A 15,900-nucleotide genomic window follows, 5' to 3' on the forward strand; every position below is an offset into this window, starting at 1 on the left:
AGGTCCGCTCCATCGCCGAGGTCACCACCGCAGTCGCCAAGGGCGACCTCTCCCAGAAGATCACCGTCGACGCCCGCGGCGAGATCCTCGAACTCAAGAACACCGTCAACACCATGGTCGACCAGCTGTCCTCCTTCGCCGACGAGGTCACCCGCGTCGCCCGCGAGGTCGGCACCGAGGGCCAGCTCGGCGGCCAGGCGCAGGTGCCCGGCGTCGCCGGAACCTGGCGCGACCTCACCGACTCCGTCAACTTCATGGCCGGCAACCTCACCAGCCAGGTCCGCTCCATCGCCGAGGTCACCACCGCAGTCGCCAAGGGCGACCTCTCCCAGAAGATCACCGTCGACGCCCGCGGCGAGATCCTCGAACTCAAGAACACCGTCAACACCATGGTCGACCAGCTCTCGTCGTTCGCCGACGAGGTCACCCGCGTCGCCCGCGAAGTGGGCACGGAGGGGCGGCTGGGCGGGCAGGCGCAGGTGCCCGGCATCGCCGGCACCTGGCGCGACCTCACCGACTCCGTCAACTTCATGGCCGGCAACCTCACCAGCCAGGTCCGCTCCATCGCCCAGGTGACCACGGCCGTGGCCCGCGGCGACCTCTCCCAGAAGATCACCGTCGACGCCCGCGGCGAGATCCTCGAACTCAAGAACACCGTCAACACCATGGTCGACCAGCTCTCGTCGTTCGCCGACGAGGTCACCCGCGTCGCCCGCGAGGTCGGCACCGAGGGCCAGCTCGGCGGCCAGGCCGACGTCAAGGGCGTCTCCGGCACCTGGCGCGACCTCACCGACTCGGTGAACTTCATGGCCGGCAACCTCACCAGCCAGGTCCGCAACATCTCCCAGGTCGCCACGGCGGTCGCCAAGGGCGACCTCTCCCAGAAGATCACCGTCGAGGCCAAGGGCGAGGTCGCCGCGCTCGCCCAGACCATCAACACCATGGTCGACACGCTGAGCGCGTTCGCCGACGAGGTCACCCGCGTCGCCCGCGAGGTCGGCACCGAGGGACGGCTGGGCGGCCAGGCCGACGTCAAGGGCGTCTCCGGCACGTGGAAGGCGCTGACCGAGTCGGTGAACGTCATGGCCGACAACCTCACCGACCAGGTCCGCTCCATCGCCGAGGTGACCACGGCGGTCGCCAAGGGCGACCTGTCCCAGAAGATCCGCGTCGACGCCCGCGGCGAGATCCTGGAGCTGAAGGAGACCATCAACACGATGGTCGACCAGCTGTCCTCGTTCGCCGACGAGGTCACCCGCGTCGCCCGCGAGGTCGGCACCGAAGGACGGCTGGGCGGCCAGGCCACCGTACGCGGCGTGTCGGGCACCTGGAAGGACCTGACCGACTCCGTCAACGTGATGGCGTCCAACCTCACCAGCCAGGTGCGCTCGATCGCCCAGGTCGCCACGGCGGTCGCCAAGGGCGACCTGTCCCAGAAGATCACCGTCGAGGCCAAGGGCGAGGTCGCCGCGCTCGCCCAGACCATCAACACCATGGTCGACACGCTGAGCGCCTTCGCCGACGAGGTCACCCGCGTCGCCCGCGAGGTGGGCACCGAGGGCCAGCTCGGCGGCCAGGCCCGGGTGCCCAACGTGGCGGGCACCTGGAAGGACCTCACCGACAACGTCAACTCGATGGCCGACAACCTCACCAACCAGGTGCGCTCGATCGCCCAGGTCACCACGGCCGTCGCCCAGGGCGACCTGACCAAGAAGATCGACGTCGTCGCCCGCGGCGAGATCCTCGCGCTGAAGACGACCATCAACACGATGGTCGACCAGCTGTCCTCGTTCGCCGCCGAGGTCACCCGCGTGGCCCGCGAGGTGGGCAGCGAGGGACGGCTGGGCGGCCAGGCCGAGGTCGAGGGCGTGTCCGGCACCTGGAAGCGGCTGACCGAGAACGTCAACGAGCTGGCCGGCAACCTCACCCGCCAGGTGCGCGCCATCGCCGAGGTGACCAGCGCGGTCACCTCCGGCGACCTGACCCGGTCGATCACCGTCGACGCCGAGGGCGAGCTGGCCGACCTCAAGGACAACGTCAACTCCATGGTGGAGTCCCTGCGCGAGTCGACCAGGGCCAACCAGGAGCAGGACTGGCTCAAGACCAACCTCGCCCGCATCTCCGGGCTCATGCAGGGCCATCGCGACCTGTCGGCGGTCGCCGAACTGGTCATGAACGAGCTGGCCCCGCTGGTCAACGCGCAGCACGGCACCTTCCTGCTGGCCGAGGAGACCGCGGCGGGCGCGGAGCTGCGAGTGGTCGGCTGCTACGGCCACCGCGACACCTCGCGCCGCTACGCGTTCGGCGAGTCGCTGGTCGGCCAGGCCGCGCAGGCCAGGCGGACGATCCTGGTGGAGGACATCCCGCCGGGCTACCTGACCGTGTCGTCCAGTCTCGGCGAGGCCGGGCCCGTCAACCTCATCGTGCTGCCGATCGTGGTCGAGGACCAGGTGCTCGGCGTGATCGAGCTGGCCAGCCTCGGGCGCTTCGCCAGCATCCACCGGGACTTCCTGGAGCAGCTCGTCGAGACGATCGGCGTCAACGTCAACACGATCGTGGCCAACGCCCGCACCGACGCGCTGCTGGCAGAGTCGCAGCGGCTCGCCACCGAGCTCCAGGTGCGGCAGGAGGAGCTGCAGCGCTCGAACGCCGAGCTGGAGGAGAAGGCGGAGCTGCTGGCCCAGCAGAACCGCGACATCGAGACCAAGAACAGCGAGATCGAGCAGGCCCGCCAGGAGCTGGAGGACCGGGCCCAGCAGCTCGCACTGGCGTCCAAGTACAAGAGCGAGTTCCTCGCCAACATGAGCCACGAGCTGCGCACCCCGCTCAACTCGCTGCTCATCCTGGCGCAGCTCCTCTCCCAGAACCCCACCCGCAACCTCACGCCCAAGCAGGTGGAGTACGCCAACGTCATCCACTCGGCCGGCACCGACCTGCTCCAGCTCATCAACGACATCCTCGACCTGTCCAAGATCGAGGCCGGCAAGATGGACATCACGCCGGAGCCGGTCAGCCTGCGTCAGCTGCTCGACTACGTGGACGCCAACTTCCGCCCGCTGACCACCCAGAAGGGGCTGCGGTTCGGGGTGACGGTGGCCTCCGACGTGCCGGCCCAGCTGCTCACCGACGAGCAGCGACTGCGGCAGGTGCTGCGCAACCTGCTGTCGAACGCGGTCAAGTTCACCGAGGCCGGCTCGGTCGAGCTGCGCATCGAACGGGCGGCCGACGTGGACCTGCCGGACGCCGCCGGCCAGGAGATCCTGGCCTTCCACGTGGTGGACACCGGCATCGGCATCGCCGCGGAGAACCTCTCGCAGATCTTCGACGCCTTCCAGCAGGCCGACGGCACCACCAGCCGCAAGTACGGCGGCACCGGCCTCGGCCTGTCGATCAGCCGGGAGATCGCGACCCTGCTCGGCGGCGAGATCCGCGCGACCAGCACGCTGGGCGAGGGCAGCACGTTCACGCTCTACCTTGCGCTGGCTCACGTCGACGGCGCGCAGAGGGACGAACCCGGGGTGCGGGAGGAGGAGCCGCCGCTGGTCGCCCCGCACTCCATCGCCGCGTACGATGCGCCCGCGGCGGCGCAGACCCCGGGCGGCCGGGACGGCGGCAGGGCGGGGCGCCGCCTGCTGGTCGTCGAGGCCAGGCCCGGCGGTCTGCTGTCCATGCTGGCCCAGAGCGTCGCGGCCGACCTGCACGACACCCACGGGCCGGTCCAGGTGTCGACCGCGAGCGACGCCCACTCCGCGCTGTCGATGCTGCGGCAGGAGAGCGTCCACTGCGTCGTGCTCGATCTCGGCATGCCGCACGACGCCGCGGCCGACTTCCTCAAGGGGCTCGACTCCGATCCCGCGCTGCGCGCGTTGCCGGTGCTCGCGCACCACTCGCGCAAGCTGTCGCGCCCGCAGGAGGACCTGCTGCAGGTGCGCTCCCGCAACCAGCCGCTGGAGCGCCTGCCCAGCCTCGACGAGCTGCGCGAGCGGATCACCCTGCACCTGTCCGCCGAGGAGCCCGGCAGCGTACTGCCGCTCGTGCAGCCGGCCTCGGAGGAGGGCGCGTACGAGTTCGGGAAGGTCGACAGCGCGCTCGTGGGCCGCAAGGTGCTGGTCGTGGACGACGACGTGCGCAACGTCTTCGCGCTCACCACGATCCTCGAACTGCACGGCATGCAGGTGCTGTACGCGGAGGACGGCCGCAAGGGCATCGACGTGCTGATGCGCAACGACGACGTGGACCTGGTGCTGATGGACATCATGATGCCGGAGATGGACGGCTACGCCGCCACCGCCGCCATCCGGTCCATGCCGCGCTTCGCCCAGCTGCCGATCATCGCGGTCACCGCCAAGGCCATGCACGGCGACCGGGAGAAGACGCTGTCGTCGGGCGCGAGCGACTACGTCACCAAGCCGGTGGACGCCGAGGAGCTCATCGTCTGCATGCAGCGCTGGCTGGACCTGCCCGGCAACGGCGACAGGTAGGCGCGGCGCCTCAGGGCTGACGGGTCGGGGCCGGGCCCGGGGCCGGGCCAGAGGTGGGGACGGTGCGACGGCCCCGGACCCGCGCCGCCCGGCGCAGGTCCTCCAGCACCGCCCGGGCGGCCCGCCGTCCGGAGACCAGCGCACCCTGGTGGGAGCCGGTGTCCCTGTGGTCGCCGCACACGTAGCGCCGGGCGCCCAGCCCCACGACCTCGAGACGTACTGGGCGGCGCAGCGGCATCGGGGGCGGCATGGCGGGCAGGGCCGCCTCGATCGCGTAGGTGGCGACGTGCTCCCACGACGAGGTGTCGCCGTAGACGGTGTCACCGTAAATCTCGGCGAGCCGGGCCCGCACCCGGGGCTCGTCCCGGTCCGTGTGGACGCCGAGGACCGAGGTGGAGATCAGGGCGCGGCCGTCGGCGGAATACTCGGGCGCGGCGTCGGTGACCACGATCGTGTCGGTGATCACTCCCTTGGCGTCCACGACCAGCGTGGGCTCGCCGAGAGGTGAGGCGGGGGCGGCGTGGTAGAAGGTCGTGACCGGCCGCATGGCGGGCACCGGCAGGCCGGGCACCAGCCGTCCCGCGGTGGGCGGGTCCACCGCCACCACCACGGCGGCGCCCGGGATCTCTCCCCCGTCCGCGAGGGCCACGCCGTCGGGGGTCAGCGCGCCGACCGGCGTCTCCAGCGAGATCGCGTCCTCCGGCAGGCGGGCGGCGAGCTGAGCGGGGACCCGCTCCATGCCGAGGGCCGGCACGCCGATCCTGCCGCGGGAGAACGACCGCCAGAGAAGGTGGAAGATCCTGCCGGAGGTCTCCAGCTCCCGCTCCAGCACGACTCCCGCGAGGAGGGGGCGGAACAGGTTCTCGACGATCTCGGGAGACGCGCCCCAGCGCCGCAGCTCGGCCAGGGTGGTGCGCTCGGCGCCGCCGCGCCGCCGTACGAGGAAGTCGGGGAGCAGCAGGTCGCGGGCGGTCACCGCGGCGAGCACCGCCTTGTCGAACGGCGTGCCCACCGGGGCGAGCAAACCGCTGAGCGCGTGCCGAGGGTGCCGCCAGGGCAGCACGACCCGCTCGCGCCGGCCGTCCCTGAAGATCATCGCTCCGTTGGTGAACCGCCGCAGGTCCAGCGCGCCGATGTCGAGGACCCGGCCGACCTCGGGATAGCTGGTGTTGAAGATCTGGAAACCCCGATCGAGCCGGAAGCCGTCCACGAGGTCGGTGCGGATCCGGCCGCCCACGCCGTCGGACGCCTCCAGGACGCGGACCGGCACCCCCTCCTGACGCAGGTGCCAGGCGCAGGCGAGGCCCGCGAGCCCCGCGCCGACGACGATCACCGTGGCGGGCTGTGGCATGAGCGGGTCTCCTCCCCTACCGGCCGCACGCGCGACGGCTCCCTTAAGGGACTTCGAACCGGAACGTCGGGGCGGATGCAGCGGCTCCGCACGAGCGCGGGGCCGGGGTGAGAGGTCAGATCTGTGATCGTTCACAGACCGTGCGGCATGCGGGACTGAAAATTTCACCGATCGGCGCGCGATGTCGAGATGCAGGTGACGCCCCCAGGATGGCTCCTACCAGCCGAGATCGACATACCTGGACGCGTCGGATGATTGCGTTCACATTGGTGAATCGGAGCTGATTGACCACACCGCCGGTCTCGCGTTGTGATGACGCACCCCGGCGCATCCCGTCGCACCGTACCCGCCCGGGGCAGGTCCGACCCGGAGGTCCCGCCTCGGAGAACCCCGATCACGTCCGTGCTTCCGGCGCCCTCACGGCCGAACGCCGCACCCCCATCGGCACCCCCTCATGGAGTTCCAGATGACCACACGACGAAGATCCGCTCTGGTCGCCGCCGTGGCCTCGGCCGCCGCGCTCGCGGGGGCCGGGGTCCTGCCGGCCCTGCCCGCCTCGGCTGCGGCGGGCTGCCGGGTGGACTACCAGGTGACCAACCAGTGGCAGGGCGGGTTCGGCGCCGCCGTCACGATCACCAATCTCGGCGACGCGATCGCCGGCTGGACGCTCACCTGGTCGTACACCGCCGGCCAGACCGTCACGCAGGCGTGGAACGCCACGGTCACCCAGAGCGGCGCGCAGGTCAGCGCGAAGGACGCCGGTTACAACGCCTCGATCCCCACCGGCGGCACGGCGTCGTTCGGCTTCAACGGCTCGTGGAACGACTCGTCCAACCCCGTGCCCGCGAGTTTCGCGCTCAACGGCACCACCTGCACCGGCGGGGTCACGAGCAGCCCCACTGCGAGTCCCAGCGCGAGTCCCAGCGCGAGTCCCAGCGCGAGTCCCAGCGCGAGCCCGGCCCAGTCGCCCTCCGCGAGCCCCACGCCGAGCCCCACGCCCAGCCCTTCCGCGAGTCCCACGAGCATCCCTGCGGGCGCGCGGCAGATGGAGGACCTCAACCGCGGCCTGATCAGCGTGCGGTCGGGCAGCGGCAACCTGGTCTCCTGGCGCCTGCTCGGCACCGAGAGCATCGGCACGGGTTTCAACGTCTACCGCGGCTCGACGAAGCTGAACTCCTCGCCGATCACCGACTCCACGAACTACTTCGACTCCGGGGCCGCCGCCGACGCCACGTACACCGTGCGGGCCGTGGTGAACGGCGCGGAGCAGGCGGCGTCGGAGACGTCGCTGCGCTTCACCGGCGGCGACCACCTCGACGTGCCCATCCAGCCGCCGTCCGGCGGCACCACACCCGACGGGGTGGCCTACACCTACAGCGCCAACGACGCGAGCGTGGGCGACCTCGACGGCGACGGACAGTACGAGATCGTGCTGAAGTGGGACCCGTCCAACGCCAAGGACAACTCCCAGTCCGGCTACACCGGCAACGTGTTCGTCGACGCGTACAAGCTCAACGGCACCCGCATGTGGCGGATCGACCTCGGCCGCAACATCCGCGCCGGCGCCCACTACACGCAGTTCCAGGTGTACGACTACGACGGCGACGGCAAGGCCGAGGTGGCGTTGAAGACCGCCGACGGCACCAAGGACGGCACCGGGAAGGTCATCGGCAGCTCCTCGGCCGACTACCGCAACTCCTCCGGCTACGTCCTGTCCGGTCCCGAATACCTGACGATGTTCAACGGCCAGACCGGCGCCGCGATGTCCACGGTCAACTACGACCCGCCGCGCGGGACGGTCTCCTCGTGGGGCGACTCCTACGGCAACCGCGTGGACCGCTTCCTCGCCGCCACCGCCTACCTTGACGGCACCCGCCCGTCGCTGATCATGTCGCGCGGCTACTACACCCGCACGGTCATCGCGGCCTGGGACTTCCGCAACGGCACGCTGACCAAGCGGTGGACGTTCGACTCCAACTCCGCCGGCAGCCAGTACACCGGACAGGGCAACCACAACCTCGCCGTCGCCGACGTGGACGCCGACGGCAAGGACGAGATCGTCTTCGGCGCGATGGCGATCAACGACAACGGCTCGGCGCTGTGGAACACCCGCAACGGCCACGGCGACGCCCTGCACGTCGGCGACCTCGACCCGTCGCACGCCGGGCTGGAGGTGTTCAAGGTGGACGAGGACACCAGCAAGCCCGCGGCGTGGATGGCCGACGCCCGCACCGGCTCGATCATCTGGAGCAACGCCTCCTGCGGCTGCGACAACGGCCGCGGCGTCTCCGACGACATCTGGTCCGGCAGCCCGGGCGCCGAGTCGTGGTCGTCCGCCGTCAGCGGCGTCTACAACACCAGGGGGCAGAACGTCGGGCGCAAGCCGGGCTCGGCGAACTTCCTCGCCTGGTGGGACGCCGACCCCGTCCGCGAGTTGCTCGACGGCACCCACATCGACAAGTACGGCACGAGCGGCGACACCCGGCTGCTGACGGCCTCCGGGGTGCACTCCAACAACGGCACCAAGTCCACCCCGTCCCTGTCGGCCGACCTGTTCGGCGACTGGCGCGAGGAGGTCGTCTGGCCGACGAGCGACAACACCGCCCTGCGGATTTACAGCACGACCACGGCGGCGAGCCGCCAGATCTACACGCTGATGCACGACCCGGTATACCGGGCGGCGGTCGCCTGGCAGAACACCGCCTACAACCAGCCGCCCCACACGGGCTTCTTCCTCGGGGACGGCATGGCGACGCCCGCCAGGCCGAACATCTATCTGAGGTGAGACCCCGGCGGCCGCGGACACACCTGGCGAGGTCCGCGGCCGCCGCGCCGGGCACGCCCGAAGCGCTCAGCCCGGGGCCTCCGTGAGACACAGACCGAGCTGGGTGTACAGCTCCAACTGGTCGAAGTACTCCCGGTGGGTCTTGATCTTGCCGTCCTCGACGAAGGACGCACAGGTGCCGCGGAAAGTGACCGGGCGACCGGTCCCCTCCAGTTCGCGCCCGTTCGGCAGCAGGAGAGGCCCACGGTGCGTGCCCGTGGCCGTCCACTCCACCATCAAGGGCGTTTCGCAGGTGACGGCTTCGTACCACACGATCAGCTGGAAGTCCGGAAAGCTCTTGAAGACCTGCTCGTACATCCACGCGATCTGCTCATGTCCCTCCGCCACACCGAAGGGCGAGACGAGGACGGCGTCCGGACTGAAGGTCTCGAGCACGCCCTCCAGATCGTGTTCGTTGAGCGCGTCGGCCAGCTGGCGTTTCACAGCCCATGAATCGGACATGACGACAGTCCTTCGACGGTCGGTACGTAACGCAGGCCAACAACTTTAGCCAGAGGCCGGTCAGGCGCTGCCCACGATTACGTCGCCGGAGCACCACGAGCGGGTTCCGGTTCTCACACGGTTACCCGGTTTCCGCACGGCGGTTCCGGCGGCGTTTCGCTGACCGCGCCGACGTCTCCAAGTCCCCACCCTCCGCTTGACCTGCGCCTTTGTGGGTAGGCCAGTCACAGCGGAGGGCCGTGGGGGTGGCAGGATGCGATCGTCGATCAGTCTCGGCCGCGTGGGCGGGGTTCCGGTCGGGCTCAACATCAGCGTCGTCGTGATCGTCGTGATCCTGGTGATCGGGCTGGCCTTCGGCCGCTTCCCCATCGCCTTCCCCGGCCTCTCGACGGCGGCGTACGTGCTGGCCGCGGTGGTGTCGGCCCTGCTCTTCCTGGCCTCGTTGCTCGCGCACGAGGTGGCCCACGCGATCGTCGCCAAACGGCACGGCCTGGAGGTCAACGGCATCACGCTCTGGCTGCTCGGCGGGGTCGCCGAACTGCGCGGGGAGCCCCGCTCCCCCGGCGCCGACCTCAAGATCGCCGGAGTGGGGCCGCTGACCAGCGTCGTGCTCGGCGGCCTCTTCGCCCTCGTGTCCTGGGGGGTTTCGGTCATCGGCGCACCACCGCTGATCAGCGGGATGTTCGGCTACCTGGCCGCGGTGAACGTGCTGCTGGCCGTGTTCAACCTGGTGCCCGCCGCGCCGCTGGACGGCGGCCGGGTGCTGCGCGCCTTCCTGTGGGCACGCTGGCACGACCGCCTGCGGGCCGCCGTGGCCGCCGCCCGGGCCGGCCGGGTCTTCGGCTACGTCCTGATCGCGATCGGCTTCCTCAACCTCGTCTCCGGTCTCAGCCTCCAGGGGTTCTGGCTGGCCCTGATCGGCCTGTTCCTGGTGAACGCGGCCACCGCGGAGGAGCAGCAGACGCAGATCGACGCCGCTCTGCACGGGATCACGGTGGGTGAGGTGATGTCGCGTGATCCGGTCGTCGCCCACCCCGACGAGACCGTGGCGGGCCTGGTCGACCGGCTCGTGCTGCGCCATCACCTGTCCACCTATCCGCTGCGGGACGACGACGGCCGGTTCGCGGGACTGGTGACGCTGGGCCGCGTCCGGCGCGTGCCACCCGACGACCGCGTGATCACCAGGTTGCGGGAGATCGCGTGCCCGCCGTCGGACGTGCCCACCGCCCGCCCCGGCGACCAGCTCACGGAGTTGCTCCAGCGGATGAGCGGGTGCACGGACGGCCGGGCCGTGGTGCTCGACGACGACGGTCACCTGGTCGGCCTGGTCACCCCCACCGACATCAGCCGGACCATCCAGACGGTGGACCTGCGGGCGCACGAGCCGTACCGGACGCCGCGCGGCGCCGACCTCGCCCCGCCGCCTCCCGGAGACCGCACCCCGGGCGGACCCTCTTCCGGCGGCTCTGCTCCCGGCGGCCCTGCTCCCGGCGGCACGGTCCCGCCGGCCGGTCGCCGCGACGCCGCCTGAACGCCGCCCCGGCCCTGCGTCATCCGGTGCGGGTCATTCGGCCCGGGTCACTCGTCGGCGGGTTCCTCGACGTCGTCGGGCGAGTCGGCGCCGGGGGCGTGCCAGTCGCCGGACGCGCCGCCGTCCAGGTCCGCGCCGGGCTCCACGTCGGGCGACTGCGCCAGCGGCGGCAGCCGGTCAGGGATCAGGTGCTCCGGCCCCGCGTTGTCCTTGGGCATGGCCTCCTCCTCGGGCTGCTGCCTCTCCGTCTTCGCGTACCCCCGGGTGGCGCGGGCATTCGGTCGGGGGCGCAGGACGGGCCGCGGTAGCCGAAAACAGATGCGCGAGCCGTGTTGAAAGGGAGACCAGGGGTAGGCGGACGGTGCGACCGGACCGGACAAAGCGGTCGTAACTGATAGAGGCAGGCTCTCAAGGAGGTGGGGATATGACGATCGTCGACGACACGGCGGTCGAACGGCGGCGGCTGCGGTTCGAGCGGGACGCGCTGCCGTACATCGACCAGATCTACGCCGGCGCCCTACGGCTCGCTCGAAACCCCGCCGACGCCGAAGACCTGGTGCAGGACGTCTACATGCGGGCCTTCAGCAACTTCCACCAGTTCCGCGAGGGCACGAACCTGCGGGCCTGGCTGTACCGCATCCTGACCAACACCTACATCAACACCTACCGGAGGCAGCAGCGGCAGCCGCAGCGGTCCGCGACCGAGGACGTGGAGGACTGGCAGCTCGCCGAGGCGGCCTCGCACACCTCCTCGGGGCTCAAGTCGGCCGAGGTGGAGGCCCTGGAGGGGCTGCCCGACTCCCGGGTGAAGCAGGCGCTGCAGGAGCTGCCCGAGGACTTCCGGCTGGCGGTCTACCTCGCCGACGTGGAGGGCTTCGCCTACAAGGAGATCGCGCAGATCATGGACGTCCCCATCGGCACGGTCATGTCACGGCTCCACCGGGGGCGCCGCCAGCTGCGGACCAAGCTGGAGGACTACGCCGCCGAACTCGGCCTGCTCCGGTCGGCGAGCGCCGCCGCACGGGACGGCGAGAAGACCTGACTCAGGCGTCCTCGCGCTCAGGGTTCTCCAGCCGGAAGAAGTTGCTCGGGCTGCCGTCCTTGCGGTGCTCCTGGTAGATGAAGTTGAGCTTGCGCTCCTCGAACGTCGTGAACCACTCGTCCCAGGAGATCTCCTTCAGGTCGCCGCCGCCGTAGCCCGGGAAGTCGAACCGGAGGACCCCTGGACGGCCCTCGTGCTCGGTGCCGGGGACGGTGGCGGGTTTGGCGTCCCGCTCCTCGGCCCAGCGCCTGATCACCTCGTGGTCGGTCGTGATCAGGCTGCGTCCCGGGCGCTCCTCGTGCTCCTCCGAGGAGGAGACTTCCTGCTCGTACTTGTGCTCGCCGGTGACCGGGTGGTGCTGCTCGGACATCTCGACACCTCCCCCTCGTGCTCCCTACCCCGCACCACCGGCCTTACCCTGAGGCCTTCCCGGGCAGCCGCACCCAGGCGGGAGACTCCTCCCCCGGCGCGTACGCGGAGCCGAGGCGCTTGCCCACCACACCGGGCAGGCCCTGCTCGGCCGCCGCCCGCCGCACCGCGTCCACCTCCCCGGGCCAGGACGGCGCCGTCTGCCAGCGCGGCCCGTCGACCGCGAGGTCCTCCAGGCCCGCACGGCGGCGTTCGAACGGCTCGTCCAGCAACGACCGGCCGTCGTCGTAGAGCAGGTCGTAGGCCACGTAGACGGGGGTGCCCGCGAACGTGACGACCTCGCCGTCGAGCACGGCGGCCCTGCTGCCGAACGCCTCGGCCAGCGGGCGCAGCCGGCGGTGCTCCCCGGTGACGTCCGCGCCGCCCGCGTCGCGCAGGGTGAGCCTGCCGCCCTCCACGTACGCGAGCGCCCGCGCGCCGTCCCACCAGAACTCCCAGGCGTACGCCTCCGGGTCGCGCGGCACGCGGGCGCGGGTGACCGGCGTCATCGGCGCGAGCGAGGCGGGCGGAGGTGCCCACCGCCCGCTGGGCGGGTCCATCCGGTGGATCATCCAGTTGCGGCCCCGGGTCTGGAACAGCACGTAGCGGCCCGCGACCCGGGAGCCGCTCAGCACGATCTTGACCTCGCGGTCGCTCCACTTCTCGGTCGCGTAGTGGCCGCGGTCCCAGATCGTCATCGTGCCGCCGCCGTACTCGCCCTTGGGGATGTCGCCCTCGAACCGGGCGTACTCCATTGGGTGGTCCTCGGTGTGGACGGCGAGGTGGTTGGTCGCGGGGTCGGGCGGCAGGCCCTTGGGGATCGCCCAGGAGACCAGCACCCCGCCGCGCTCCAGGCGCAGGTCCCAGTGCAGGGACCTGGCGTGGTGCTCCTGGATGACGAACGTGTCGTCCTCGCCCCGCGGCAGCGGCCCTTCGGCGGGGACCGGCTCGCTGGTGCGCGTCGCGTCGCGCTTGGCCCGGTAGGTCTCGAGTTTGTCCGTCATCCCACTGGTCCTACCCACGCCGTGGCTCCCCGTGGGTGACAGGCGTGTCACCTTGTAGCGACATGTCCGGTTAAGGACTTCGTGACCACTTGGTAATTGGGCATCACTATCGTCACCCAGCATGAGTTCAGCGATCAGGTTGACCGCGGGCGCCGGCGTCGTGGCCCTCGGTCTCCTCCTGCCCGGCACCCCCGCCACCGCGGCCCCGAGCCACACGGTCAAGATCACCGTCATGGCCAGCTCCGACATCCACGGAAACGCGCTCAACTGGGACTACTACAAGAACGCGGAGTACGACGACAGCGCGCACAACGACGTGGGCCTGGCGAAGATCTCGACGATGGTGTCGAAGATCAGGGCCGACCGCGGCGCCGACCACACCCTGCTGTTCGACTCCGGTGACACCCTCCAGGGCACGCCGCTGGACTACTACTACGCCAAGGTCGAGCCGATCACCTCGACCGGCCAGGTCCACCCCATGGCGAAGGCCATGAACGCCATCGGGTACGACGCCGTGACGCTGGGCAACCACGAGTTCAACTACGGCCTGCCGCTGCTCGGCGCATGGGTGGGGCAGATGAAGGCGCCGGTCCTCGGCGCGAATGCCGTCTCCGCCAAGACCGGCCTGCCGGCCTACCGGCCGTACGTCATCAAGACCATGAAGGTGAAGGGCGAAAAGCCGATCAAGGTGGGCGTGCTCGGCCTCACCAACCCCGGCGTCGCGATCTGGGACAAGGCGAACGTCGACGGCAAGCTGAGGTTCCTCGACCTCGTCGAGACCGCCAAGAAGTGGGTGCCGGTCATCCGCGGCCTCGGCGCCGACGTGGTCCTGGTCACCGCCCACGCGGGTGACAACGGCCTGTCGTCCTACGGCTCAGACCTGCCGGTGGAGAACGCCGCCGCCATGGTCGCCGAGCAGGTGCCCGGCGTCGACGCCGTCCTGTTCGGCCACGCGCACAACGACGTGCCGCAGCGCTTCGTGACCAACAAGGTCACCGGGCAGCAGGTGCTGCTGACCGAGCCCAGCAAGTGGGGCCAGCGCCTCAGCGTCGTCGACTTCACGCTCACCAAGGAGCGCGGGAAGTGGACGGTGACCGGCAAGTCGTCCACCACGCTCAACACCAACACCGTGGCCGAGGACCCGAAGATCGTCGCGCTCCTGAAGGAGTCGCACGACAAGACGGTCGGCTACGTCAACAAGGTCATCGCCCAGTCCACCCAGGAGCTGTCGGCGGCCGAGTCGCCGTACAAGGACACGCCGATCCTCGACTACATCCAGAAGGTCCAGACCGACCTCGTCGGCAAGGCCATCGCCGGCACCGCCGACGCCTCGCTGCCCGTGCTGTCGATCGCCGCGCCGTTCAGCCGCACCGCCGTGTTCCCGGCCGGGCCGGTCAGCGTCCGCGACATGGCCGGGCTGTACGTCTACGACAACACGCTGCTCGGCATCAAGCTGAACGGCGCCCAGATCAAGGACTTCCTGGAGTATTCGGCGAAGTACTTCGCCCAGGTCGCCCCGGGCGCGCCGATCGACCTCGGCACGCTCACCAACGCCGGTGGCACGCCCGACTACAACTACGACCAGCTCTCCGGCGTGACGTACGACATCGACATCTCCAAGCCGGTCGGCCAGCGCATCGTCGGCCTGTCCTACCAGGGCAAGCCCGTCACCGCCGACCAGCAGTTCGTCGTGGCCATCAACAACTACCGCCAGTCGGGAGGCGGCGGCTTCCCGCACGTCTCGACCGCCCCGGTGGTCTACAACGCCCAGGTGGAGATCCGCCAGGCGCTGATCGAGTACGCCGCCGCGAGCGGCACCATCGACCCGGCGACGTTCGCCCAGGCGAACTGGAAGCTCGTCCGCGACGGAGTTCCCGTCTTCGAGAAGTGACGAGCTGCTTCGGGTGACGAGTGGGGGTGGTCCGCGTCCCGGGCCACCCCCTTTCTACTGAGCGGTCGTACTCAGGCGATCCGGGTGATCCCGCTCATGCCCGCGCGCCGATCCGGCGGCGACACTGACGTGTCCGAACGCCGGCGGAAAGGATGACCGTGAGCAGAAGCGGGATCGTCTTTCTCGCGATCGTCTCCACGATCGCGGGGATCGTCCTGGTCTACGTGGTGGACGTACCACTGCCGGTGGTCGTCTCGCTGGGCTTCGGAGCGCTGTGCCTGCTCTGGCTGATCGTGCTCCTGACGGTGCCGTGGAACCTGTACTTCCAGGCCCATGCCCTGATCCACGAGATACGGGTCAGCCGCGAGCGCGGGGTGGAGGTCTCACCGGAGCGCGAGGCGGAGGCCCTCCGCATCGCGGTGCGCATGCGCCGGGCGGCCGTCGCCGCCCACCTGCTGTCGGCCGCCCTGCTCGCGGTCGTCACCTACTTCTCCGGCGAGACCGTCGGCTACTACTTCGCCGTCTTCTACCTGATCGCCACGTTGTTCAGGCCGGCCGGGGCGTGGTTCTCCCACCTGCGCAACCGCATGACCACGATGCTGGAGGAGGTCCGCTATCCGCGCGAGGACGTCGTCACGCTCGTCGAGCGGGTCGCAGCGCTGGAGGGGCGGGCCGAGGAGTCGGAGGCCAGGGCCGCCGAACTGGCCGAGCGCCTCGACGCCCTCACCTCGGAGACGCGCGCCGGGTTCCACGCGGCCACGGCGCGCGGGGACGACCTCGACCGCCGGCTCGACGCCATGGGCAGGAAGTTCGAGGACTCCCTCAGCCGTCTCACCGACAACCAGGAGGTCCTGTCGGGCATCAAGGCGTTCCTCCGCCTGATCAGATCCGAGACCGGATAATTCC

Annotated in this window: 11 protein-coding genes; 6 read left to right on the forward strand and 5 right to left on the reverse strand. The window is 70.4% G+C overall.

Annotated elements, in window-relative coordinates; all coding sequences use genetic code 11:
- The coding region (locus tag FH610_RS23395; RefSeq protein ID WP_161628065.1) for a HAMP domain-containing protein at positions 1 to 4,481 on the forward strand (4,481 nt) is incomplete at its 5' end.
- Between the two features lie 10 nt (positions 4,482 to 4,491).
- Here the strand turns inward: FH610_RS23395 and FH610_RS23400 are convergent.
- Positions 4,492 to 5,832 (reverse strand): NAD(P)/FAD-dependent oxidoreductase, encoded by a 1,341-nt coding sequence (locus FH610_RS23400; RefSeq protein ID WP_139576785.1) that lies wholly within the window; start codon positions 5,830 to 5,832, stop codon positions 4,492 to 4,494.
- Positions 5,833 to 6,298: 466 nt separating this feature from the next.
- Between FH610_RS23400 and FH610_RS23405 the strand changes: the two genes are divergently transcribed.
- Positions 6,299 to 8,617 carry a rhamnogalacturonan lyase family protein gene (locus FH610_RS23405; protein WP_139576786.1) on the forward strand — a complete coding sequence of 773 codons (2,319 nt, stop codon included), beginning with the start codon at positions 6,299 to 6,301 and terminating at the stop codon, positions 8,615 to 8,617.
- A 66-nt stretch (positions 8,618 to 8,683) separates the two neighbouring features.
- Here the strand turns inward: FH610_RS23405 and FH610_RS23410 are convergent, their stop codons facing one another.
- Positions 8,684 to 9,118, reverse strand: a complete 435-nt coding sequence (locus FH610_RS23410; RefSeq protein WP_139576787.1) for an ester cyclase — start codon at positions 9,116 to 9,118, stop codon at positions 8,684 to 8,686.
- Positions 9,119 to 9,371: 253 nt separating this feature from the next.
- On the opposite strand from FH610_RS23410, the gene FH610_RS45280 reads away from it, so the two are divergent.
- Positions 9,372 to 10,649 carry a site-2 protease family protein gene (locus FH610_RS45280; protein WP_139576788.1) on the forward strand — a complete coding sequence of 426 codons (1,278 nt, stop codon included), beginning with the start codon at positions 9,372 to 9,374 and terminating at the stop codon, positions 10,647 to 10,649.
- 47 nt (positions 10,650 to 10,696) lie between these two features.
- On the opposite strand, the gene FH610_RS42925 is transcribed toward FH610_RS45280, so the two are convergent.
- Positions 10,697 to 10,867 carry a hypothetical protein gene (locus tag FH610_RS42925; protein WP_161628066.1) on the reverse strand — a complete coding sequence of 57 codons (171 nt, stop codon included), beginning with the start codon at positions 10,865 to 10,867 and terminating at the stop codon, positions 10,697 to 10,699.
- 206 nt (positions 10,868 to 11,073) lie between these two features.
- On the opposite strand from FH610_RS42925, the gene FH610_RS23420 reads away from it, so the two are divergent.
- Positions 11,074 to 11,691: a sigma-70 family RNA polymerase sigma factor gene (locus tag FH610_RS23420; RefSeq protein WP_139576789.1), complete on the forward strand. Its 618-nt coding sequence runs from the start codon at positions 11,074 to 11,076 to the stop codon at positions 11,689 to 11,691.
- Position 11,692: 1 nt separating this feature from the next.
- Here FH610_RS23420 and FH610_RS23425 read toward each other — a convergent pair whose 3' ends face one another.
- The gene (locus FH610_RS23425) at positions 11,693 to 12,061 is read right to left on the reverse strand and encodes a hypothetical protein (RefSeq protein WP_139576790.1); all 369 of its coding nucleotides are present in this window, start codon (positions 12,059 to 12,061) and stop codon (positions 11,693 to 11,695) included.
- A gap of 43 nt (positions 12,062 to 12,104) precedes the next feature.
- Positions 12,105 to 13,103 (reverse strand): DNA polymerase ligase N-terminal domain-containing protein, encoded by a 999-nt coding sequence (locus tag FH610_RS23430; RefSeq protein WP_139576791.1) that lies wholly within the window; start codon positions 13,101 to 13,103, stop codon positions 12,105 to 12,107.
- A gap of 121 nt (positions 13,104 to 13,224) precedes the next feature.
- On the opposite strand from FH610_RS23430, the gene FH610_RS23435 reads away from it, so the two are divergent.
- Positions 13,225 to 14,994, forward strand: a complete 1,770-nt coding sequence (locus tag FH610_RS23435; RefSeq protein ID WP_139576792.1) for a 5'-nucleotidase C-terminal domain-containing protein — start codon at positions 13,225 to 13,227, stop codon at positions 14,992 to 14,994.
- Positions 14,995 to 15,152: 158 nt separating this feature from the next.
- Positions 15,153 to 15,896 (forward strand): hypothetical protein, encoded by a 744-nt coding sequence (locus tag FH610_RS23440; RefSeq protein ID WP_205825996.1) that lies wholly within the window; start codon positions 15,153 to 15,155, stop codon positions 15,894 to 15,896.
- Positions 15,897 to 15,900: the final 4 nt, after the last annotated feature.

The sequence above is a fragment of the Microbispora catharanthi genome (assembly GCF_006334915.2).
GTDB classification, from domain to species: domain Bacteria; phylum Actinomycetota; class Actinomycetes; order Streptosporangiales; family Streptosporangiaceae; genus Microbispora; species Microbispora catharanthi.